The organism is Cellulomonas shaoxiangyii, assembly GCF_004798685.1.
GTDB lineage: Bacteria > Actinomycetota > Actinomycetes > Actinomycetales > Cellulomonadaceae > Cellulomonas > Cellulomonas shaoxiangyii.
This window is the reverse complement of the sequence record NZ_CP039291.1, coordinates 1,385,168-1,407,185: the sequence shown is the minus strand read 5'-3', so window position 1 is coordinate 1,407,185 and position 22,018 is coordinate 1,385,168. Positions and strand designations below refer to the sequence as shown.

General features: G+C 76.6%; 16 protein-coding genes. 5 read left to right on the top strand and 11 right to left on the bottom strand.

The window, feature by feature from the left end:
* Positions 1-104 precede the first annotated feature (104 nt).
* The 6 genes from E5225_RS06355 to E5225_RS06330 all read right to left on the bottom strand — a co-directional run bounded on the left by E5225_RS06355 (position 105) and on the right by E5225_RS06330 (position 8,902).
* Positions 105-1,376 carry an MFS transporter gene (locus E5225_RS06355; RefSeq protein ID WP_135974973.1) on the bottom strand — a complete coding sequence of 424 codons (1,272 nt, stop codon included), beginning with the start codon at positions 1,374-1,376 and terminating at the stop codon, positions 105-107.
* Positions 1,377-1,420: 44 nt separating this feature from the next.
* Positions 1,421-2,119: a metal-dependent transcriptional regulator gene (locus E5225_RS06350; protein WP_135974975.1), complete on the bottom strand. Its 699-nt coding sequence runs from the start codon at positions 2,117-2,119 to the stop codon at positions 1,421-1,423.
* A gap of 49 nt (positions 2,120-2,168) precedes the next feature.
* On the bottom strand, positions 2,169-3,761 hold the full coding sequence (locus E5225_RS06345) for a D-alanyl-D-alanine carboxypeptidase family protein (RefSeq protein ID WP_166436040.1): 1,593 nt from the start codon (positions 3,759-3,761) through the stop codon (positions 2,169-2,171).
* A gap of 103 nt (positions 3,762-3,864) precedes the next feature.
* The gene (locus tag E5225_RS06340) at positions 3,865-5,949 is read right to left on the bottom strand and encodes a metallophosphoesterase family protein (RefSeq protein ID WP_135974977.1); all 2,085 of its coding nucleotides are present in this window, start codon (positions 5,947-5,949) and stop codon (positions 3,865-3,867) included.
* A gap of 127 nt (positions 5,950-6,076) precedes the next feature.
* Positions 6,077-6,853, bottom strand: coding sequence for an LLM class F420-dependent oxidoreductase (locus tag E5225_RS06335; RefSeq protein ID WP_135974979.1), 777 nt, complete (start codon positions 6,851-6,853; stop codon positions 6,077-6,079).
* A gap of 213 nt (positions 6,854-7,066) precedes the next feature.
* Complete coding sequence (locus tag E5225_RS06330; RefSeq protein ID WP_244243686.1) at positions 7,067-8,902, bottom strand: hypothetical protein; 1,836 nt, start codon at positions 8,900-8,902, stop codon at positions 7,067-7,069.
* Between the two features lie 299 nt (positions 8,903-9,201).
* Here E5225_RS06330 and E5225_RS06325 point away from each other — a divergent pair, with 299 nt between their 5' ends.
* Both E5225_RS06325 and E5225_RS06320 read left to right on the top strand, forming a co-directional pair.
* Complete coding sequence (locus E5225_RS06325; RefSeq protein WP_424945156.1) at positions 9,202-10,218, top strand: glutathione S-transferase family protein; 1,017 nt, start codon at positions 9,202-9,204, stop codon at positions 10,216-10,218.
* Positions 10,215-11,141 (top strand): CHAD domain-containing protein, encoded by a 927-nt coding sequence (locus E5225_RS06320; protein ID WP_135975541.1) that lies wholly within the window; start codon positions 10,215-10,217, stop codon positions 11,139-11,141. Before E5225_RS06325 ends, E5225_RS06320 begins: the two co-directional genes overlap by 4 nt.
* A 21-nt stretch (positions 11,142-11,162) precedes the next feature.
* Here the strand turns inward: E5225_RS06320 and E5225_RS06315 are convergent, their stop codons facing one another.
* Positions 11,163-12,122 (bottom strand): VOC family protein, encoded by a 960-nt coding sequence (locus tag E5225_RS06315; RefSeq protein WP_135975539.1) that lies wholly within the window; start codon positions 12,120-12,122, stop codon positions 11,163-11,165.
* Positions 12,123-12,175: 53 nt separating this feature from the next.
* Positions 12,176-12,811, bottom strand: a complete 636-nt coding sequence (locus tag E5225_RS06310) for a CYTH domain-containing protein (protein ID WP_135975538.1) — start codon at positions 12,809-12,811, stop codon at positions 12,176-12,178.
* A gap of 204 nt (positions 12,812-13,015) precedes the next feature.
* On the opposite strand from E5225_RS06310, the gene E5225_RS06305 reads away from it, so the two are divergent.
* Positions 13,016-15,094, top strand: a complete 2,079-nt coding sequence (locus E5225_RS06305; protein ID WP_136225355.1) for a pectate lyase family protein — start codon at positions 13,016-13,018, stop codon at positions 15,092-15,094.
* A 73-nt stretch (positions 15,095-15,167) separates the two neighbouring features.
* Here the strand turns inward: E5225_RS06305 and E5225_RS06300 are convergent, their stop codons facing one another.
* Positions 15,168-16,253 carry a sigma-70 family RNA polymerase sigma factor gene (locus E5225_RS06300; protein WP_243738352.1) on the bottom strand — a complete coding sequence of 362 codons (1,086 nt, stop codon included), beginning with the start codon at positions 16,251-16,253 and terminating at the stop codon, positions 15,168-15,170.
* A 198-nt stretch (positions 16,254-16,451) separates the two neighbouring features.
* On the opposite strand from E5225_RS06300, the gene E5225_RS06295 reads away from it, so the two are divergent.
* Together E5225_RS06295 and E5225_RS06290 are read left to right on the top strand one after the other, a co-directional pair.
* Entirely contained in the window at positions 16,452-16,841 is a 390-nt protein-coding gene (locus tag E5225_RS06295; protein WP_135974546.1) for a VOC family protein, read from the top strand.
* 55 nt (positions 16,842-16,896) lie between these two features.
* Positions 16,897-17,439, top strand: a complete 543-nt coding sequence (locus E5225_RS06290) for an NUDIX domain-containing protein (RefSeq protein WP_135974527.1) — start codon at positions 16,897-16,899, stop codon at positions 17,437-17,439.
* 56 nt (positions 17,440-17,495) lie between these two features.
* Here the strand turns inward: E5225_RS06290 and E5225_RS06285 are convergent, their stop codons facing one another.
* Together E5225_RS06285 and E5225_RS06280 are read right to left on the bottom strand one after the other, a co-directional pair.
* Positions 17,496-20,210 (bottom strand): phosphoenolpyruvate carboxylase, encoded by a 2,715-nt coding sequence (locus E5225_RS06285; RefSeq protein WP_135974529.1) that lies wholly within the window; start codon positions 20,208-20,210, stop codon positions 17,496-17,498.
* Between the two features lie 38 nt (positions 20,211-20,248).
* Positions 20,249-21,772 (bottom strand): threonine/serine exporter family protein, encoded by a 1,524-nt coding sequence (locus E5225_RS06280; protein WP_135974531.1) that lies wholly within the window; start codon positions 21,770-21,772, stop codon positions 20,249-20,251.
* Positions 21,773-22,018: the final 246 nt, after the last annotated feature.

Here is a 22,018-nt window from a genome sequence, read left to right as displayed (position 1 = left end):
GGGTCTCGCCGCGGCGTCGAAGGAGGAGCGTCCTCACCAGCACGGGACGACCTTACCCCTGGCCACCGACGGCTCGACACCCGGGCGGCCCCGCCGGTGGGTCGTCACGCGGGCGTGCTCGGGGCCGCCGGCGCGGGCGTGCGTCCCACGGCCAGGACGACGACGAGACCCAGCGCCGTCAGGCCCGCACCGACCCACGCGGGCGCGAGCAGCCCCCAGCCACCCGCGATGACGAGCCCGCCGAGGAAGGCGCCGGCGGCGTTGCCGAGGTTGAGCGCCGAGTGGCACAGCGCCGCGCCCAGCGACGGCGCCGCGGGCGAGACGTCCATGAGCCGGGTCTGCAGCGCGAGCCCGAGCACCTGGGAGGTCACGCCGAGCAGGACGAGGGCCGGCACGACGGCGGCCGGCCACGGGCCCACCAGCGCGATGAGGACGAGGACGGCGATGGTCGCGACCATGCCGCCGACCACCGTGCCGAGGACGGACCGGTCCGCGAGCCGGCCGCCGAGGAGCGTGCCGACGGTCATGCCGACGCCGTAGAGCGCGAGGACGAGCGGCACGGCCGTCACCGCGAGCCCGGTGACGTCGGTGAGGAGCGGCTTGACGTAGGAGTACACGGCGAACATGCCGCCGAACCCGATGGACCCGGCGCCGAACGCGATCCAGAGCGGGCCGTTGCGCAGGGCGGCCAGCTCGCCGCGGACGGTGGCGTCCGCCGCGGCGGGCAGCGACGGCGTCCACGCGCGCAGCGCGACGAGGGTCACGAGCCCGATGCCGCCCACGGCGACGAACGCCCAGCGCCACCCGACGGCGTGGCCGACGACCGACGAGAGCGGGACGCCGACCGCGCAGGCCACCGTGAGGCCGGCCATCATCGCCGAGACGGCCCGCCCGCGGCGCTCGGGACCGACGACCGCGGTGCCGACGACCGCACCGACGCCGAAGAACGCGCCGTGCGGCAGGCCCGCCAGGAAGCGCGCCGCGACCAGCGTCTCCGCGGTGGGCGCGAAGGCCGCGAGGACGTTGCCGACCGTGAAGGCGACCATGAGCCCGAGCAGCAGCCTGCGGCGGTCGAGGCGGGCCCCGAGCGCGGCCAGCGTCGGCGCACCGAGCACGACACCGAGGGCGTACGCGGTGATCGCGTGGCCGGCGACGGGGATCGAGACGTCGAGGTCGGTGGCGATCTCCGGCAGCAGGCCCATCGTGGCGAACTCGGTGGTGCCGATGCCGAAGCCGCCGAGCGCGAGCGCGAGCAGGGCCGTCCGGGCGCGCGGGTCCGCGGCGCGCCCCGGTCCGGCGACCTGGGGCCCGGCCGCGGGTGGCACGGCCGACGACGAGGAGGTGACGGTCACGGCGGCCTCGAATCGATTCGACATAGCGTCGAGGGTCGCCGTCGACCGCTCGGGGGGATGGGAGGAGCCTACGCGCGCGGTGCTGCGGCGGCGAGCCAGATGGCGCCGGCCGCGACCTCGCCGAGCTCGACGCGCACGACCCCGGGGCCGGCGCCGATCTCGACGCTCACGACCCCGGTGACCGCGCGGCGCTCCTCCAGCCGGACGTGCGCGTCGAGCACGAGACCGACGTCGTCCAGGTAGCGCAGGAGCTCGGGGTCCGCGTCCGAGATGCGGGCCACGACGTAGTCGCCGGGCTCGACCTCCCACATCACGCGGGCGTCGGGCAGGTGCACCGTGCCGTCGGGGCCGGGGATGGGGTCGCCGTGCGGGTCCCGGTCTGGATGGCCCAGCAGCTCGGCGACACGGTCGACGAAGCGGTCGCTGACGGCGTGCTCGAGCACCTCCGCCTCGTCGTGCACCTCGTCCCACGCGTACCCCAGCCGCTCCACCAGGTACGTCTCCAGGAGGCGGTGCCGGCGCACCATCGCGACCGCGTGCGCCCGGCCGGCGTCCGTCAGCTCCACCGCGCCGTACGGTCGGTGGGTCACGAGCCCCGCGTCCGCGAGCCGGCGCACGGTCTCCGACACCGTCGACGCACCGACGCCCAGCCGGCCCGCGAGGAGCTTGGTCGTCACCGGCGTGTCGGACCACTCCTGCGCACCCCAGATGACCTTGAGGTAGTCCTGGCCGACGGCCGTCAACGGGGCGGGGCTCTCCGAGGTCACGGGGACCAGGGTAGGGCGGACGGCAGGGCCGGTACGGGGACGTGCTCGGTCAGCGACCGTCGACGCTCCAGTGCCACGGCTCCCCGGGCAGGTTCTCGAGCCCGTGGTCCGCGGCGTGCTCGACGAGCCACGTGTACCCCGCCGAACCGGCGCCCAGCGTGCGGCCGCCCGCCGTGAAGTCGATCGCGAGACCACGCTCGTGGCGCGACGACCCGGGGGGTGCGGTGCTCGGGGAGCACGACGACGCCGGAGCCTCGTAGACGTGCCAGTCCGTCGGTCCGCAGTGCGCCCGGCGCAGGGCGATCTGCTGCTCGGCGCTGCGCCACCCGCCGCCCCCCAGCTCGATGCCGTCGGCGCGCGCCGCCTCGACGAGCGCGTCGACCGCCGGCGCGAGGCACGGGTGCACGCGGATCCCGCCGCTCGTGACCACCGTGTCCCCCTGCGCCACGGGACCGTCGACGAGGCCGCAGTCGGTGGGCACGGCGCCGCTCGGTACGCCCCCCGCGGGCGCGGCGCCGCTCGGCACCCGCCCCTCCGGCACGGCGACCTGCCACAGCACCTCACCCACCGGGCCGACCAGCACGACCGCGGTCTCCTCGAGCGCGAGCCGCGCACCGGGCCGCCCCGCGGTCCCCGTGCCCCACACCGGCGCGCCCGCGGCGTCGAGCAGCACCAGGTCACCGTCGTCCTGCAGGCGCAGCGTCACGCCGGTCGTGGTGCCGGACGTCCACAGCGGGTCGCCGTCGAAGGACGCGACCAGGGCGCCGCCGGCGACCTCGAGGCGCAGGTGGCCCGACGGCGACCCCAACGACGCACCCGCCGCCAGCTCGGCGCCCGGCCCGAGCTCCGCGGGCCCGATGGGAGCACCCGACGACCACACGGGTGCGCCGTCCGCGGCGAGCAGCGCGAGCGTCCCGTCGTCCCGCAGCGACAGCGTGGTGCCGCCCTGGCCGGCCGTGCGGCTGCGCCACAGCCACGTGCCGTCCGCGTCGACCGCGACGAGGTTGCCGTCCCGTCGCAGCTCGAGGGCGACCGCGGGGCCACCGGGCGCCGCACCGGCCGCCTCGGTGCCGTCCACGCCGGGCGCCCACCGGACCGTGCCGTCGGGACCCATCAGCTGTACGCCCACGTCCGGGAGCACGAAGAGGTTGTGCAGGCCGTCGGGCGACGAGAGCACGTCACCGGGCGCCAGGCGCACGGGGCCGGAGAGACTGGCGGGCTCCTGCGCCGTGCCGCTCTCCCACGCCACCGTGCCGGCGCCGTCGACCACGACGAGGTCGCCGTCCTCGCGCACCTGCAGCACACCGCCGGGCACCGCGGTCCCGGTCCGCCACACGACCGTGCCGTCGGGCGCGACCGCCTCGACGTCCCCCGACTCCGTGGCGCGCACCGTGGACCCGGGCACGCCCCGGCCCGACGACCAGCGCACCGCACCGTCGAGCCCGTAGAGACCCAGCGAGCCGTCGGGCTGCAGCAGGAGCGTGTGGGCGCCGCCCGGGGCGACCAGCGCCTGCCCCGGGACCAGGGTCTCGCCGCCGCGCAGGACGTCCTCCCCGGGTCCCGCCGCCGCCGGGCCCCCCGCGGCGACGACGAGCACCGCGGCGAGCGGCACGGCCAGGACGGCGGCAGACGACGGACGCACGCGGTTCCCTCCCCCAGGGACACCGACGGCCACCCCCTGCGACCACCGGCTGATCCAGGGCAACACCTCCGCGCGGGATGCGCAAGGCCGCGCCCCACTCTGTTCACCCGCCGTTGCCGGGAACCTCACCCTCCGGGCGGGCGTCGCCGGTCCCCGGTGTCGCCGGTCCGTCGGTGCCGTCACCCGACGTGCCGTCGCCGGCGCCGTCCTCCGTGCCCTCCCCCGTGCCGTCCGGCGTGCCGTCCTGAGTGCCCTCTCCCGTGGCGTCCTCCGGCTCGGGCACGACCACCTCGGGCCACGGCTGCCGGTCCTGCACCTCGACGCTCCCGTCCGGCGACACCGCCACGACCTGCACGTCGAGGAAGCGCCGCTCGCGCGGGTCGAAGCGGAGCAGGGTCAGCTCGGCGACCCCGCGCAGCGGCCCCACCGTGGGCTGGCCGAGCGTGGCGCCCGCCGTGCTGGAGCTGATGTACCGCACCCCCAGGCCGACCTGCTCGGGGCCGACCCGCCGGTGGTAGTGGCCGGACACCTGCGCGGGCACGCAGCCCTGATCGAGGGCCTCGTCGCCGCCGGTGGGCGTGTGGAGGAGCAGGAGGTCGACGTCCCCGGCGTCGCACGCCGTCTCGGCCAGCCGGCGCGCCTGCTCGCGCGGCGTCTCGTCGTCCGCCGTCGTCGTCCCGCCGCCCACGCGGGTCTCGTTCGCGTCCCGGTCACCCAGCACGCGCACACCGGCGACGTCGACCACCGACCCGTCGAGCACGGTCGCGCCCGCCCGGGCGTAGCGGCGCGTCGTGTCGCGGGAGTCGTGGTTGCCCGGAGCGGTGACGAGCGGGACGCCGCCCGGCACCGCGCGCGCGAACGCCGTCACGCAGTACTGCTCGACGGACGTGCCGTTCATCGTGGTGTCGCCCGCGTCCAGGACGGCGTCGACCTCCGCCAGCTCCGCGAGCGTGCGCACCAGCGGGGCCATGCCCACGTTGCAGTGCAGGTCGGACACCACGAGCAGGGTCACCGGCTCGACCGGGTCCTCCTCGGCGGCGCGTCGGGTCGCGTCGTCGGTGGGCGCGTCGTCGGTGGGTGCGTCGTCTGCGGGCGCGTCGTCTGTGGGTGCGTCGTCGGTGGACGCGTCCTCGGTGGGCGCGCCGTCGACGGCGTCCGGGCCGGCGGGGTCCGGGTCCGCGGGGTCGGCGCCCGCGCCCGCGGCCGCCGCGTCGCCCCCGTCGCCCGCAGCGGGGTCCACCGCCGGTGCCGGGTCGCCCACGACGGCGCCGTCCGCCGGGACGTCGGCGGACGCGTCGTCGGACCCGTCCTGGCCGTCCGGCGCGCCCGTGGGCGCGGGCTCCTGCGCCGCCCGTGCGTCGGCCTCGGCCCACTCCGTCCAGGCGACCGCGAGCGCGGAGTCGGCCCGCGCGTAGAACTCCTCGTTCGCGCGCCACGCGTCGACGGCGTAGCCCCCGTACGTGTCGATGATGCCGCCGAGCCGCCCGGTGACGCGCGCCCCCGCGAGCGGGGTGCCGTCGAACACGGCCGAGGCGGCGACCTGGGACTGCGGCTGGTCCTCGGGGGCGACGCTCGACGTCAGCACGGTCGCGCCCAGGACGAGCACGAGCGCCCCTGCGACGGCCTGCCGGCGGTACGGCCGCAGCACCGCGGTGAGCTGCGCGCGCCGGTCCGCGCCGAGCAGGAGCCGGACCCCCCACCACACCCCGACGAGGACGAGGAGCGCGAGCAGCGAGCGGGCGGCCGCGTCCGCCGCCAACGCGACGGCCACGTCGCGCACGGCCGCCTCGGGGCCCGAGAAGAACTGCAGGTAGGAGGTGAGGTCGTCCGCGAGCGCCTGCAGGGTCGTCGCCTGACCGAGCTCGGTGACCTGCGCGGGGATCTCCTGCACCGTCGCACGGACGCCCAGCGTCAGGGGCAGCGGCGAGTCGATCTGCAGCGTCCCGAGGGGGCCGAGGTCGATCGTCACCGTCGAGTCCGTCGTGACGTCGTAGCGGGTGACGTGCGGCCCGAGCGACGCCTGCACGGTCGCGGTGGTGACGCCGAAGACCAGCGCCGCCACCACGGCCAGCAGCGCCAGCGCGAACGTGCGCGGGCGCGGTGCGCGCAGCCGCGGCCGGCGCCGCCACCAGGGCGCGCCGCCCACGGGTGCCCCGGCAGGCGGGGGCGCGCTCCGGGCCTCGTCCATCGGGGCAGAGCCTATGCGCGGCGACCCGCGCGCCACGACGCGGCGACTCGCGCGCCAGGCGCACGGGACGGCCGGCCCGCCACCGCCCGGAGCCGGGCGCGGCGGACCGGCCGTGGCCTGCCGGGGGTCAGAGCGAGTCGCGCCAGCGCACCCACTTCTCGGTGCGTGTCAGGTCGTAGTCGGGTCCACCGGCGCTGGTGGTGAACAGCCGGACGCCGGCGTCGAGCAGCTCCTGGGCGACGTCCTGCGGGTCCGAGCCGTCGACGGCGACCGAGCGGGTCACCAGCGACGCCGTGTCGCGACCCACGGCCGCGCCGTGCTCGTCGAGGATGCCGCTCTTGCGCCGCAGCGTCTCCACGTCGCCGAACGAGTGCCAGATGTCCGCGTGCTCCGCCACCACGCGCAGCGTCTTGCGCTCGCCGCCGCCGCCGATCATCACGGGGATGTCGCGCGTCGGGGTCGGGTTCATCGCCGCCCAGCGGGCCTTGATGCGCGGCATGGCGTCGGCGAGGTCCGCGATGCGCGACCCGGCGGTGCCGAACTCGTAGCCGTACTCGGTGTAGTCGCGCTCGAACCAGCCCGCTCCGATGCCGAGGATCAGCCGCCCGCCGCTGATGTGGTCGACCGTGCGGGCCATGTCGGCCAGCAGGTCCGGGTTGCGGTACGAGTTGCACGTGACGAGCGCGCCGATCTCGACGCGGCTCGTCTGCTCGGCCCAGGCGCCCAGCATCGTCCAGCACTCGAAGTGCTTGCCGTCGGGCTCACCGCTCAAGGGGAAGAAGTGGTCCCAGTTGAAGATCACGTCGACCCCGAGGTCCTCGGCGCGCAGGACGGCGTCGCGGATCTGGGCGTAGTCGGCGTGCTGGGGCTTCAGCTGGACGCCGATCTTGACGGGTGCGGTCATGGTTCTCCTCGTCTCGGGGCGCGCGGGGCGCACGCCGGTGATGGTGCCAGGTGGGGCGCGCGGCGGCGCGCCGGGCGCCGCCGTGGCGTGCCGGCGGGCAGGTCAGCGCTCTCGCCGTCCGTGAGCGTGAGCCTCAGGACGTGACGTCGCGACGCTGTCGGTCGGGGTCCGCCCACGTGGGCACCGGGACGGCCCGGCTGCGCGCGGCGGCGCTCACTGGTATGTGACGAGGTCCGGGACGGGCTGCACCTGGTAGGTCTCCACCGGGTCCAGCATCGGCTGGTCCTCGTCGTAGAAGTTCTTCCAGCCCCAGTGCACGGGGGGCGCCCCGGCGCGCAGCGCAGCCCAGGTGCCCGCCTTGGCGGCCTGCCCGCCCTGGCCGTCGACGTGGACGACCGTCGCCAGCTCGTCGTGCGACGTGTCGATGCGCTCGCGCTCGGTGATCATCCGCAGCGAGAACTGGTGCAGCACGAACATCTTCTGCGGCAGGCCCCGCTCACGCGTGAACTGCGCGAGCCACGCCGCCGTCGCGTTGACCTCGTCGGCACCCACCGAGCCGATCTGGCGCAGGTGCACCTGGTCCGGCGCCAGCCTCCACTCGGGGTCGAGTGCGAGCCCGACGTGCGGCAGTGCGAGGAGGTCGGCGTAGCGCTGGGCCTGCGTGACGAAGTCGGTGCGGCCCGGCTGCAGGTCGAGCACGACCGTCATCCCCGCCGCGCCGGCCGCCTCGACCAGGGGGCGCAGGTCCTCGACGGGGCGCTCCGACGAGTAGTCGCCGTCGTTCCCCGGTCCGGCCGACGCGACCGTCGCGATGATCTCGACCGCCGGCACCACCGTGTCACCCGTCAGTCCGCGGTAGGGCGCGGCGTGCTGCTCGGCGCGCGCGAGGGTCGCCGGCACGTCCTGCTCGCCGAGCACGCCCAGCGCGCTCGAGCCCGGCGTGCCGTAGAGCGCGACGTACTTCTTGCCGGGCTGCCCCTCGATCGCGGGGAAGACGAGCTGCCCCCCGCCGGGCAGCTGCGTGCCCGTCCGCGCCGAGGCCACGCGCGCCGCGAGCCGGTCGGCCGGGCCGAACGCGTCGCCGAGCGCCACGACGGCGACGGGCTGCGCGGCGGCGACCTGCTCGACCACGGCGGAGGTCGAGCGGGGGTCCGCGCCGGGCACGTCGACGACCCCGGCACCTGCGGCGCGCAGCGTCGCGAGCGCGGCGAGGGGCTGCGGACCCGCGACCAGGCCGAGCACCGCCGGTCCGGGCGCGGGCGACGCGGTGGCGGGCAGGACGGCGGCGGAGGGCGTCCCGGCGGAGGGGGTGGTGCCGGCAGAGGGGCCGTCGTCCGACGCCGCCTGCTCGGAGCGGAGCACCGCGACGTCGCCGGGCGTGAGGGCGCGCACGGCGGCGGCCTCCCCGCCGGCCGGCACGACGGTGTCCGCGCCGGCCGTGCGCCCGGTGGCGCGCGCGACCGCGTCGGCGTCGGCGCCGGGTGCGAGCGGCACGGCGTCGACCTCGGCGGGCAGCGCTGCGGCGTCCGCGGCACCGACGACGAGTGCCGCCCCGGCACCGAGCCGCTCGATCTCGGCGGCCACGTCGGCGTCCGCGCCGGTCAGCAGCACGGGCGCGCCGACCGCGACCGCGGCGGAGGCGGCCGTGAGCTGCGCGGGGACGTCGGCCGCGTCCGCGAGCACGACGACCGGGGACGACGCGAACACGGCGGCGGACGCCTGCACGGCGGCGACCGCGTCCGAGCCGGACGTGACCGTGGCCGGTGGCGGCGTCGGGTGCAGGGTGGCAGCGGCCGCCGTCGCCGACGCCGAGGGCCGGATCGCGTCCGTCCGTGCCGGGGCGTCCGGCGTGCCGGCCGTGCAGGCTGCGAGCGCCGCCACGGCGGCGACGAGCGCGGCCAGCCGGCGGCGCGGCGCGGCGCGCCCGGCGCGGAGGGCGCCGCCGTGGTGCAGCACCGTGCGGGGCGCGGGGCGGACCGGGCTGTCGGTCGTGACCCGCCCCGTCGTGGCGGGCGGGGTGCCCGCTGGGTCGGTCGCCTGGGGCCTCACCGGCTGCACGCAGTCCCCTCCCGGGTCGGGCGGCACGTCGCCGCGACTCGCACGGCCGCGGCCGTGGCCGGCCTCCGGCCGACGCCCCCACACTGTAGGCGGCAGCACCGGCGGGTGCAGACTGCGGTCCGGCGAACGGGCACCGGTCCTGCGGCACCCGCCTGCACGCGAGATCATCGGCAGGTGGACCCCGACGCGACCCCCACCGCCACCTCCCCCGGCGCGAGCAGCAGCACCGGGGGGCGACGGGCGACCACGCCGTCCCCGCCACGGCCGCGCACGAGCGCCCCGGTGTGTACGTGACGCCCGGCACGGACTACGACCGCGACACGCGCTACATCACGACGCGCATCACGGCCGACGGGCGGGACGGCTGGCCGGTCGCGCCGGGCCGGTACCGGCTCGTCGTGTCGCGCGCGTGCCCGTGGGCGAGCCGCGCCGTGATCGTCCGCCGCCTGCTCGGCCTGGAGGACGCCCTCTCGATGGGCGTCTGCGGCCCCACGCACGACGAGCGCTCGTGGACGTTCGACCTCGACCCGGGCGGCGTCGACCCGGTGCTGGGCATCCCCCGCATCCGGGACGCGTACCTCGCGCGCGACCCGGAGTACCCCCGCGGCATCACGGTGCCCGCGATCGTCGACGTGCCGTCCGGCATGGTGGTGACGAACGACTACGGGCAGATGACGCTCGACCTCGAGACCGAGTGGACCGCGCTCCACCGACCGGGCGCGCCCGACCTGTACCCGCCGGCGCTGCGCGACGAGATCGACGAGGTCGACGCGCGCGTGTACCGGGACGTGAACAACGGCGTGTACCGGTGCGGGTTCGCCGGGACGCAGCAGTCGTACGACCGCGCGTACGACCGTCTGTTCGCGGGCCTCGACTGGCTCTCCGAGCGCCTCACCGACCGCCGGTACCTGGTGGGCGAGACCATCACCGAGGCGGACGTGCGCCTGTTCACGACGCTCGTGCGCTTCGACGCCGTCTACCACGGCCACTTCAGGTGCAACCGGTCGAAGTTCACCGAGATGCCGGTGCTGTGGGCGTACGCGCGGGACCTCTTCCAGACCCCCGGCTTCGGCGACACGGTGGACTTCGTCCACATCAAGCAGCACTACTACGGCGTGCACCGGGACATCAACCCGTCCGGTGTGGTGCCCCGCGGGCCGCTCGTGGGCGGGTGGCTGACGGCGCACGGCCGCGAGGCGCTGGGCGGGCGACCGTTCGGGGACGGGACGCCGCCCGGCCCCGTCCGGGACGACGACCGCGTCGCCACCGGGCACGGCGCCGACGCGGACGACGGGCCGGCGGCGTGACCGGCACGTCCGAGGTGCTGCCGCACGCGCCCACCGCCCCCCGGGACGGCTCGGCCCGTGAGCACGTGCGCGCCTACGTCGCCGCCGCCGTGGCTGCGCTGGTCGCCGCGGACCCCGCGCTGGCGGCGGGGGACGACGAGGCGGTGCACGACGCCCGCGTGGCCACGCGGCGGCTGCGCACGGCGCTCGGGGACTTCGCCCCCGTGCTGGACCGCGCCCGGGTGGCCCCGGTGCGCGCGGACCTGCGCACGCTGGGCCGGCTGCTCGGGGACGTGCGGGACCCGGCGGTCGAGCGCCACGCGCTGCTGCGCCGCCTGGCCGACGAGCCGGTCGAGCTCGTCGTCGGCCCGGTGCGCGAGCGCGTCGACGACGACCGTCGTGCCGCGCAGCGGGCGGCGCTGGGCCCGCTGCGCGCGCACCTCGCCTCGGGTGCGCACCGGCGCACGCTCGCGGTGCTCGCGGCGCTCGCCGAGGACCTCCCGCCCGGTCCGCGCGCGGACGAGCCGGCCGACCGCTACCTGGCTCGGCGGGCCCGGCGGGCCTGGCGGCGCTTCGACGCCGCCGTGGGCCGCGCCGACGCCCTGCCGCCCGGCGACCTCCACGACCACGCGCTCCACGACGCGCGCAAGGACGCGCGCCGGGCACGGTACGCGAGCGAGCTCGCCTCGTCGGCGGTCGGCGACCGGGCGGCACGCGCGGCACGACGGGCGGCGACCGTGCAGGCGGCTCTGGGCGAGCACCACGACGCGCGCGTGCGGCAGGCGTCACTGCGGCGGATGGCCATGGCGGCGTACCTCGACGGCCAGAACACGTTCACGTTCGGTCGGCTGCACGCGCTCGCGCAGGCCGAGGCGGACGCCGCCGAGCGGGACGCCGCCGTGGCGGTCGCGCGTGCCCGGCGCGGGCGCGGCCCGCTCGCCTGACGCCTGACCCCTGACGCCGGCTCAGGCGGCGTGCGTCTCGCGCGCGCTGACGCGCACGACGTTGCGCCAGGGGTCCGCGAACCGCAGGGTCGCGCCGTCGTCGTCGGGCACGACACCGGCCGACCGCACGCGCTCGCGCAGCGCGCCGAGGTCGTCGACGGTCGGCACCACGACGCGCACCTCGCCGAGCCCGAGCGACGACGCGCGTGGCCCGGCGCCCGCCGTGCCCCACGTGTTCACCGCGAGGTGGTGGTGGTACCCGCCCGCCGCGACGAAGAGGGCACCGTGCCACTCGGCCTGCACCTCGAACCCGAGGGCGTCGACGTAGAACCCGCGCGCCGCGGCGACGTCGCCGACCTGCAGGTGGACGTGGCCCACGACGGCCGCGTCGTCGCCGGCGGGCTCGGGGTGCACGAGGTGCTCGCGGAGGAAGGCGTGCGGGTCCAGGCGCAGCGCGTCCATGAGGACCCCGCCGCCGGGCGCGCGCTGCCACCGGTCCCGGCTGCGGTCCCAGTACAGCTCGACCCCGTTGCCCTCGGGGTCGGTCAGGTAGAAGGCCAGCGAGACCAGGTGGTCGGCGGAGCCGACGTAGGTGTGCGGGGCGTGCCGGGCCACCGAGGCGAGGGTGGCGGCGAGGCCGGCGCGGTCGTCGAAGAGCAGCGCCGTGTGGAAGAGGCCGGCGGAGCCCGCTGCGCGCGGGGGCAGGCCGGGCGCGTGCTGCAGCACGACCACCGGCACGCCCCGCCTGCCCAGTGCGACGCGCACGGGGCCCGCTCCCCCGGCGTCCCCGTCGAACCGGTCACCCGGTCCCTCGAGCACCGTGAGACCGAGGACGTCGCGGTAGTACCGCAGCTGGAGGTCGAGGTCGTCGACGAGCAGCGTCACGGCGTCCATGGCCGTGCCCGCCGCGATCGGCTCCCGTGCGGGACGGGGGGCGAGGGGGACGTCGGCGCCGGCTCCGGGCACGGGGGCGGTGGGCATGGTCACCAGAGTAGTAGTTGACTGTTCAATGGTTCACGTCTCGACTGGCGGCCCTAGGTGCCGGACATCCGGTGGTCCCGCCCGAAGCCCGGCAGGAACCGCGGCCCGGTCGCGGCGAGCTCGTCGGCGTACGCCGCGGCCCACACCCCGAACGGGGCGTGCGCGAGCGCGTCGTTCGCGAATCGGCCGTCCTCGGTCACCTCGGTCACGCAGAACCCGGGGATCGCCAGGTCGGTCACGGGCCCGCCCCGCTCCACCTCGGCCACCACGAGCGGGACGTTGCCGCCCGCGAAGACGTCGACCACCCAGCCGTCCTCGCCCAGCCACACCGAGTACCGGAGCTTGGCCACCCGCGCCCCGCCCCGTCGCACCATCTCGACGCCGACCTGCGGGTCGAGCTGGCGCTCCGCCTCGTACCGGGTGCCCCCCGCCATCGGGCCCTTCACCGTCACCGCGCAGAAGTCCACGCGGTCGGCGAAGCGCTCCAGCAGCGTCGCCTCGTCGAGCGCGAGGTCGACGGGGACGTCGACCGCCGACGCCTGGGCCCGGACCCGCAGCGCGTAGCCGCCGTCGGCGAGGTAGTAGCTCTGCACGATGAGCGCCGGCGCGGCGTCCAGCAGCTCGCCGGGGACGTCGCGGGCGAGGAACCGCCGCTCGAACTCGAAGTCCCCGTACCCGGTGTCGCTCATCGTCCGCCCGTCCGCCGCCCCACCGCGCCGGACGCGCGGCCGTCGGGCCCACGCTAGCGACCCGCGACCGACGCGGGGACGGCGGGCGCGCCGCCGCCCGCCCGGATCGGGGATTGCGCGTGCCCCGCGGCACGTGCCACGCTCGGTACGAATCGGGAGAAACCGGTTTCTCGCACTGTCGCCACCGAGACGAAGGAGTCCGGCATGCGCGCCGTCCCCCCATCCCTCTCCCCCGCCCGTACGCGCCCCGCGCCCACGCACGCGCGCCCCCGCCGGCGCGCCGCGGGCGCCGTCGCCGCCGTCGCCGCGGCCGGGCTCCTGCTACCCCTGGCGCCCGCCGTCGCGGCGGCGTCCACCGCCGCGCCGGCGCCCGGCGCCCCCGTGCGCGACCTCGGCCGCGAGGTGCTGCCCGCGGGCGACGGCTGGGCGTCGTGGTCCGGCACCACCCGCCCCGACGGCCGCGTCGTGGAGGCCACCGGCACCACCGGCGGGGCCGCGGCGTCGGCCGCCGAGGTGTACGTGGTCGACACCTGGACCGAGCTGCGCGACGCCCTCGCCGGCCGCCCCGGGGGCTCGCAGACCGACGCCCGCCGCAGCACCACGCCCCGGATCGTCTACGTCCGTGGCACCCTCGACGCCTTCGAGACCACCGACGGCACCCGTCTCACCTGCGACGACTTCGCGGCGCAGGTGACGGTCGCCGGCACCGGCGCCCCGTTCTCCATGGCCGACTACGTCGCACACTTCGACCCGGCCGGCCCGTGGGGTCGCGAGGACCCGAGCGGCCCCCTGGAGGACGCCCGCGTCGCGGCCGCGGCCGTGCAGGCGCGCCAGACGCAGCAGCACGTCGGCTCGAACGTCACCGTCGTGGGGGTCGGGGACGACGCCGGTGTCGTCGGCGCGAACCTGCGCGTCCGCGACGCCGCGAACGTCATCGTCCGCAACCTCACGCTGTCCGACGCGTACGACTGCTTCCCCCAGTGGGACCCGGGCGACGGCGAGACAGGCAACTGGAACTCCGCCTACGACAACCTCTCGGTGTGGACGTCGACGAGCGTGTGGGCGGACCACCTGACCCTCGACGACGGCGACCACCCGCCGGCCTCGCTGCCGACCGTGTACGGCCGCCCGTTCGAGGTGCACGACGGCCTGCTCGACGTGACCCACGGCTCGGACCTCGTGACCGTGTCGTGGACGCACTTCGACGACCACGACAAGACGAGCATCGTCGGCTCGTCCGACTCGCGCCTGCAGGACCGCGGCCAGCACCGGGTCACCTACCACCACAACCGGTGGACCGACGTCGGCCAGCGCGCGCCACGGGTCCGGTTCGGCGACGTGCACGTCTACAACAACCTGTACGAGCAGACCCGTCCCGGCCTCTTCTCGTACTACTGGGGTGCCGGGATCGAGTCGAGCATCGTCGCCGAGAACAACGCCGTGGAGCTCGCGGACGGCGTCGACGCCGCCCGCGTCGTGGCGGAGTGGAAGGGCACGCAGCTGCTCGAGACCGGCACGCTGGTGAACGGCGCTCCCGTGGACGTGGTCGCCGCCTTCAACGCCACGGCGGCGCTGCCGCTCGCCGACACGGCCCGCTGGACACCCGCCGACCACTACGACCCGGTGGTCCAGCCGACCGGGGAGGTCGCCGCGGCCGTCCGCGCGGGCGCCGGCGCGACGCTCCCGTCGGGTACGCCCGTCGCCGCGGCGGCCCCGGACGCCCCGCGGCTGTCCCACGACAACGCGCACGGCACCGGCCTGCACGACGGCGACTACACCGTCACGTCCACCCTGTACTGGGGGCAGAACGCGACGGTCGTGCGGTTCTACGAGAACGACGTGCTCGTCGACGCGCAGTGGCTGGACGGGCGCTCCCCACGCCGGCAGACCGCCACTCTCGACGTCACGGGACGGGCGAACGGCACGTACACCTACGTGGCCGAGGTGCTCAACCCGTGGGGGACGGCGCGCTCCGCCCCGCTGACGGTCACGGTCCGCGACGCCGCGCCCGGCCGACCGGTCGTCACGGCAGGGCCCGTGCGGGACGGCGCCGTCACCGTGACCACCACCCTCTGGTGGGGCACCAACGCGACCTCGTACACGCTGCTCCTCGACGGCGTCGAGGTCGACCGGCAGGAGCTCGTGGCGCAGACACCACGCCGGCAGCGCACCACCACCACGCTGACGGACCTGGCCCCGGGCACGCACACCGTGGTCGCACGGCTGACCAACGCCGCCGGCACGACGGAGAGCGAGCCGCTGCTGCTGACCGTGCGGGGCTGACTCGGCACGACAGGGAGCGCCCCGCCGGCCCCGGTGACCGGGGTCGGCGGGGCGCCGTCGTCTCGTGCGGGCGTCAGCCCGGCGCGACGACGCCCTGGCCCGGCGCCAGCTCGGCGGGCAGGCCGAAGCGCGCGAACAGCTCGGCGCCGAACCACACGGTCACGTGGCGGACGCCGTCCTCCCCGAGCGTCACCTGCTGCACCTGGAACGGGCGGTGCACGCCGTCCTCGCCGCGCATGTACAGCCCGTACGCCGGCAGTCCGTTCGCGGAGGTCGGCAGCAGCCGCATCGAACCCGGACCGGTGGCGGGGCACCACGTCGCGATGAGCTCGCCGACCGCGACGGGCCCCTGGTACCAGCCCGGAAAGGGCGGCATCTCCCACACGACGTCGGCGGCGAGCAGCTCGACGATCGCTGCGACGTCGTAGGCCTCGAACGCCGCGACGTACCGCTCGAGCAGCTGACGGTGCCGCGGGTCGGTCGGCTCGAGCGGCGCCACGTCCTGCACGTTGGCCATGTGCGCGCGGGCGCGCTGCAGCGTCGAGTTGACGGCGGCGACCGAGAGGTCGAGGGCGTCCGCGACCTCCGCCGCGGACCACGCGAGGACCTCCCGCAGCAGCAGCACCGCACGCTGCTGGGCCGTGAGGTGCTGCAGGGCGGCGACGAACGCGAGCCGGACGGTCTCGCGCGCGACGGCCGTCTCCGCCGGGTCGGCCGGTGCCGTCGACCACACCAGGGAGTCCGGCAGGGGCTCGAGCCACGGCACGCTCGTGTCCATGCGGGGCTGCTCGCTCGGGTCGGCCGGCGGCGCGCCGATGCCGGTCGGCAACGGGCGTCGGCGGCGGCCCTCGAGGTGCGTCAGGCACGCGTTGGTCGCGATGCGGAACATCCAGGTCCGCAGCGAGGACCGGTTCTCGAACCCGCGCATGGCACGCCAGGCACGCAGGTAGGTCTCCTGCAGCATGTCCTCGGCGTCGTGCACGGAGCCGGTCATCCGGTAGCAGTGCGCGAGGATCTCCCGCCGCAGCGGGGCCAGGCGCGCCGTGAACTCCTCCTCCGACAGGTCACCGCCGGCCGCGGCCCCGGACGGGGGGACGGACGAGGCGGCGGTCGGGACGGGCGTCCCGACGGAGGGCTCCTGCGATGTGGTCGTGGTCACACATCGACGGTATCCGGGACCACCGACACCCCGAAACCCCGTCGAACCGGACAGTCGCGACAGATGAGTCCCGGCGTCCCCCCGAGTCGGCACCGGTGGCGCGCCGCAGCCGGCGCCCCGCCCTGGACGGACCGGCGCCCGCCCGCGGCACCACCGCCCGCCCGCCCGACGCCACCCAGGGAGCCCGCCGTGGACCGCATGATCTTCGTCAACCTGCCGGTGTCCGACCTCGCCACCGCGCGCGCGTTCTACGAGGGCCTCGGCTTCGCCGTGAACGACATGTTCTCCGACGAGCACGTCGTCAGCGTCGTGGTGTCCGACACCATCGTCGTCATGCTGCTCGACCAGGAGCGGTTCGCCTCCTTCACCCCCCTGCCCGTGGCCGACGCCCGCACGAGCACGCAGGTGCTGCACTGCCTGTCCGCGGCGTCGCGGACGGAGGTCGACGCGTTCGTGCAGCACGCCCTCGCCGCCGGTGGCACCGAGTTCCGCGCCACGCAGGACGAGGGACCGATGTACGGGCGGTCGGTCGCCGACCCGGACGGCCACGTGTGGGAGATCCTGCACATGGACCTCGTCGAGGCCTGAGCGCCCCGCGTCGGTGGTCGCGGGAGGTGCGCGGGCCCGTGCCAGACTCCCCACCATGCCCGCCGACGCCGCGCCCGCCCCCGGCGCCGTCCCCCCGTCCACTCCCGAGCGGTACGCGCCCGACGACCACCTCGGTGGACGCTCGCTGCTCGTCGCCGCGGCGTACGTCGTGCTGCGGCGGCACGCCGACGGGACGGACGAGGTCCTCCTGCAGCTGCGCCGCGGCACGGGCTACATGGACGGGTGGTGGGCCACGCTCGCCGGCCACGTCGACCCGGGCGAGTCCGTGCACGAGGCCGCGGTGCGCGAGGCGGCGGAGGAGGCGGGCGTCGTCGTCGCCCCCGACGCCCTGCGACCGCTGACGGTGCTGCACCGGTTCGAACGCGGTGGCCCCGCCGTCGAGCAGCGGATGGACGCGTTCTTCGAGGTGACGGACTGGGCCGGCGAGCCGTCCCGGCGTGAGCCGGACAAGACGGCCGCGATGGCGTGGTTCCCGCTCGACGCCCTGCCGGAGCCGGTCGTGCCGCACGAGCGGCTCGTGCTCGGGATGCTGGCGTCCGGCGGTCCGCTGCCCGCGGTCCTGTCGCTGCCCTCCTGACGACGCCGGCCCGGCGCGGACGAGCCGCGCCGGGGCCGGATGCCGGACCGGCCCGGTCAGCCGGTGTTCTGCAGACCGGCGGCGACGCCGTTCACGGTGAGCAGGAGGAGTCGGCGCAGCTCGTCCGCCTGCTCCGCGGGGGCGCCGGTGCGCAGGCCGCGCAGCGCCCGCAGCTGCAGGAGCGACAGCGCGTCGACGTACGGGCTGCGCAGCTGGACGGCGCGGCCGAGGATGCGGCGCCGGCCGAGGATCGCGTCCGAGCCGGTCGTGGCCAGCACCCAGCGGCGCGTCAGAGCCATCTCGGACAGGACGAGCTGGGCCAGGTCGTCCCGGTCACCGAGCGCGAGGTAGCGCGCCGCGATGCGCTCGTCGGTCTTCGCGAGCGACATCTCGACGTTGTCGATGATGGTCGCGAACAGCGGCCACTCGGCGTACGCGGTGCGCAGCTCGTCGAGGTCGCCCACGGCCTCCAGCGCGGTGCCCAGGCCGTACCAGCCGGCGAGGTTGATGCGCGCCTGCGACCACGAGAACACCCACGGGATGGCCCGGAGGTCGTCGAGCGAGGAGACCGAGAGCCCGCGTCGCGCCGGGCGGGACCCGATCGGCAGCAGGCCGAGCTCCTCGAGCGGCGTGACCTCCGCGAACCAGGCCGGGAAGCCCTCCGCACGCACGAGCTCGTGGAACCGCCGGCGCGACGCGGCGTCGAGGCGCGACGCCAGGCCGGCGAACCGCGCGGCCGCGTCGTCGTTGCGGCGCACGACGCTCGGCGCGTCGGCGAGCAGCGTCGCCGCGGTCACCTGCTCGATGTGCCGGGTCGCGATGTCGGGGTCCCCGTAGCGGGCGAAGATGACCTCGCCCTGCTCGGTGAGCTTGAACCGGCCGTCGACCGAGCCGGGCGGCTGGGCGAGCACGGCCCGGTTGGCGGGGCCGCCGCCGCGCCCGAGGGCGCCGCCGCGGCCGTGGAACAGCGTGAGCGCGATGTCGTGGCGGCGCGCCCAGTCGGCGATGCGGCGCTGCGCGTCGTCGAGCGCGAGCGTCGCCGAGACGGGACCGACGTCCTTCGACGAGTCCGAGTAGCCCAGCATCACCTCGACGCGGCGCCCGTTGACCGCCAGCCGCTCCTGCACCCGCGGGTGCTTGAGCGCCTCCTCCAGGATGTCGACGCTCGCCTGCAGGTCCGCGAACGTCTCGAACAGCGGGATCGCGTCGATCACGGGCGCGTCGTCGGCGCCGCCGAACGCGAGCTCGGCGAGGCGGTACACGGCCGGCAGGTGCTCGGGCGACTGCGTGAAGGACACGATGTACCGGCGGGCGGCCGCGACGCCGAAGCGGCGCTGCACGGACCCCAGGGCGCGGAACGTGTCGAGTACCTCGAGCGTCTGCGGCTGCAGGTCGCCGTCGATCCCGTTCTTCTCGATGTCGGCGAGCGCCGCGGCGTGCACCTGGCTGTGCTGGCGGACCTCGAGCTCCGCGAGGTGGAACCCGAACGTCTGCAGCTGCCACAGCAGGCGCTGCAGGTCGCCGTACGCGGCGCGGCGGGCGCCGGCCGCGACGAGCGAGTCCTGCACGACGCGCAGGTCGGCCTCGAGCTCGTCGGCCGTCGCGTACGCGAGGTCGGCGTCACGGCGTCGGGTCGCCGCCACGCGCTCGACCACGACGAGCATGGCGCGCCGGTGCGGCTCGTTCGGCGCGTCGTTCGCCGCACGCGTGGTGATCGCCTCGTCCAGCGAGCGCTGGCGCTGCCACAGCGCGTTGAGCCCGGGCGACGGCGGCGTGCCGACGCCGTCGAGCGTGAGCCCCGCCGCGACGCGGCGGGCCGAGACGAGCAGCGCGTCCAGCGCGTGCTCCGAGGCCGCCACCGCAGCCGCGCGGGTCACCTCGGCGGTGACGTTGGGGTTGCCGTCGCGGTCGCCGCCGATCCAGGTGCCCAGGCGGGCGAACGGCTGCACGACCGGCGCGGTCGTGCCGGCGTCGCCCGCGAGCAGCCAGTCGTCGAGGCGGCGGTAGACCTGCGGCAGCACGTCGGCGAGGGTCGCGTCGACGATGGACAGCACCGTCTCGACCTCGTCCAGGACGGTCGGCTTCTCGGCCCGCAGCGGCGACGTGCGCCACAGCGTGTCGATCTCGGCGAGCAGGCGACGCTCGTTCTCGGCGAGCGTGGTGCCGCCCGGGTGCATCGTGTCGCGCTCCGCGACGAGCTCGGCCACGCGGCGGATGGAGCGGGCGACCGCGCGGCGGCGCGCCTCGGTCGGGTGTGCCGTGAAGACCGGCCGGAACTCGAGCGTGGCGAGCCGCTCGCGGGCGGCGTCGGGGCCGATCTCCTCGGCGAGGCGCTGGTACGCGGCGGGCAGCGAGTCGTCGGGCGCGAGCTCGTGCGGCGCGAGACGCGACTCACGCTCGTGCAGGACGCGGACGCGGTGGTACTCCTCGGCGAGGTTCGCGAGGTGGAAGTAGCAGGTGAACGCGCGCGCCACGTGCTCGGCCCGCTCCGGCGAGAAGCCTGCGACCAGGCGCTCGGCCTCTTCCAGCGCGTCGCCGTCCGGCTCGCCGTGCGACCGGATCGTCAGCTCGCGCAATCGCTCGACGTCCGCCAGCAGGTCGTCGCCGCCGGCCTCGCGCAGCACCCGTCCGAGCAGCTCACCGAGCAGCCGGACGTCGTTGCGCAAGGGCTCGGGGACCTCGTGGCTGGCAAGTCCGCGTGGGACCTCGGTCGCGTTCTCCGCTGCACTCACGGCGTCCAAGGTAGACGACGCGGGGCCGCCGGCGCCCATCCGCCCACGCGCCGGGCGTCCGCGACGACCCCTGCGGATCAGATCTCCGCGGGGTCGGCCGGGCCCTTGGGGACCTCGTCGCGCGCGGCCACCGCCCACGGCCGCCGGTACCGGGTCGGCTGCTCGAGCGCCCTCCGCCCCGGCCGCACCAGCCGACGTGCGCCGCTGCGCAGCGGGCGTGCGCTGCTGCGCAGCGGGCGGCCCAGCAGGCCGCCGAGCGTGACGCCCGCGGCGAGCCCGACGGCCACCATGGCCGCACCCAGCAGGATGGCGCCGCCCTGCCCGCCACCACCCTCGTCGACCAGGACGAACAGGCCGCGGTAGATCGCGAGGCCGGGCAGGAGCGGCACGATGCCGCACACCGACGTCACCACGGGGGGCACCCGCAGCCGCCCGCCGAGGAGCTCGGCAGCGAGGCCGACGACGAGGGCCGCACCGGCCCCGGAGGCCGCCGGACCGACACCGAGGAGGCCGAGCGCCGCGGCGGCCAGCATGCCCGTCGCCCCGGCGCCCGCCGCCACCGCCGCCACCCGCGGCGGTGCGTACGACGCGAGCGCCCACGCCCCCGACACGACCGCCGCCGCCGCCACCCGCAGGCCGAGCGGCCCGCCGTCGGCGCTGACGTCGACGAGGTCGAGCGAGACCCCGGCCCGCTGTGCCACGTCGAGCACCGCGCCGATCCCGACGACGAGGCCGAGGGTCAGCACCAGCACCTCGAAGACGCGTCCGACGGCCGTCACGGGGAAGCCGTTGATCGCGTCCTCCGCGGCCCCGACGAGCGACAGTCCGGCGAGGAGGACGACGATCCCCGACGCGACGACGACCGACGGCGGCAGCGTCACCCGCTCGACCGGCAGGAGCGGGACGAGGACCAGCATGGCCACCGCGACCGTGGTCGCCACCGCCGCGCCGGCGGCCTGCAGGAAGAACGGCGGGATGCCCCACCGGCCCAGCCGTCGCAGCACCCGGTCGATGACCGCGGTGGTCGCGCCCGCGACCGCGGCGACGCCGGCGCCACCGCCGAGCAGCACCGCGACGCCCGCCGCCATGACCGACAGCAGCAGCGTGATCAGCCCGCGGCGGTACGGGTGCGGCCGCGCGACGATCTCGTCGAGGCGTGCGTGCGCCTGCTCCAGCCGTGCCGCGAGCGCCTCCGTCGGCTCGTCGGGGTCGGGCCGCGGCGTCGCGGTCAGGTCGCCCGCGAGCGCGAGGACCTCCGTGAGGCGGCCGTAGTCGGACGTCCGGGTCTCGACGACGCGCAGCACGGTCACCGGCGTCCCGTCGGGTCCCGGGTCGTGCGAGACGAGGACCGCGGTGAACGTGAGGTCGACCTGGCACGGGACGCCGAACGCCCGGGCGACGCGGTGCACGGCGGCGCTCGCGTCGCCCGCCGAGGACCCCAGCGACAGCATCGCCTCGCCCGTGCGCACCGCGAGCTCGAGCGCGGCGCGCACCAGCCGCTCGTCGTACCCGGCGCCCTGGGCACGCCGGCCCACCTGGACCGCGGGCGGCCCGCCGGCGGTCCGGCGCGCCAGTCGTCGCAGGACGGCCCGGGATCGCACCGCACGAGGCTAACGGGTGGCCACGGTCGCACCGCCGCCGTCGGAACGTGGTCCCCTGCCGCTCCCGGACGCGCAGCAGGAGAGGACGGAGACGGAGCACGGGCCGGGCGGTCTGCACCCGCCCGCGTCCCGCTCGGCGACCGGGTCCGCGGACGCCTGGGCGACGTGAGCGACGTCACGGCGGTCGTCGGGACCGTGCTCGGCGGCGCGACAGCCCTGCGCGTGGCCGTGCTGCAGATCACCGCG

Excerpts from the sequence above, each read along its gene's own strand:
- E5225_RS06355 (WP_135974973.1), bottom strand. The coding sequence starts at position 1,376 with ATGTCGAATCGATTCGAGGCCGCCGTGACCGTCACCTCCTCGTCGTCG.
- E5225_RS06295 (WP_135974546.1), top strand. The coding sequence starts at position 16,452 with ATGATCTTCGTCAACCTGCCGGTGTCCGACCTCGCCACCGCGCGCGCG.
- E5225_RS06315 (WP_135975539.1), bottom strand. The coding sequence starts at position 12,122 with ATGCCCACCGCCCCCGTGCCCGGAGCCGGCGCCGACGTCCCCCTCGCC.
- E5225_RS06310 (WP_135975538.1), bottom strand. The coding sequence starts at position 12,811 with ATGAGCGACACCGGGTACGGGGACTTCGAGTTCGAGCGGCGGTTCCTC.
- E5225_RS06285 (WP_135974529.1), bottom strand. The coding sequence starts at position 20,210 with ATGGGCGCCGGCGGCCCCGCGTCGTCTACCTTGGACGCCGTGAGTGCA.
- E5225_RS06290 (WP_135974527.1), top strand. The coding sequence starts at position 16,897 with ATGCCCGCCGACGCCGCGCCCGCCCCCGGCGCCGTCCCCCCGTCCACT.
- E5225_RS06305 (WP_136225355.1), top strand. The coding sequence starts at position 13,016 with ATGCGCGCCGTCCCCCCATCCCTCTCCCCCGCCCGTACGCGCCCCGCG.
- E5225_RS06340 (WP_135974977.1), bottom strand. The coding sequence starts at position 5,949 with ATGGACGAGGCCCGGAGCGCGCCCCCGCCTGCCGGGGCACCCGTGGGC.
- E5225_RS06335 (WP_135974979.1), bottom strand. The coding sequence starts at position 6,853 with ATGACCGCACCCGTCAAGATCGGCGTCCAGCTGAAGCCCCAGCACGCC.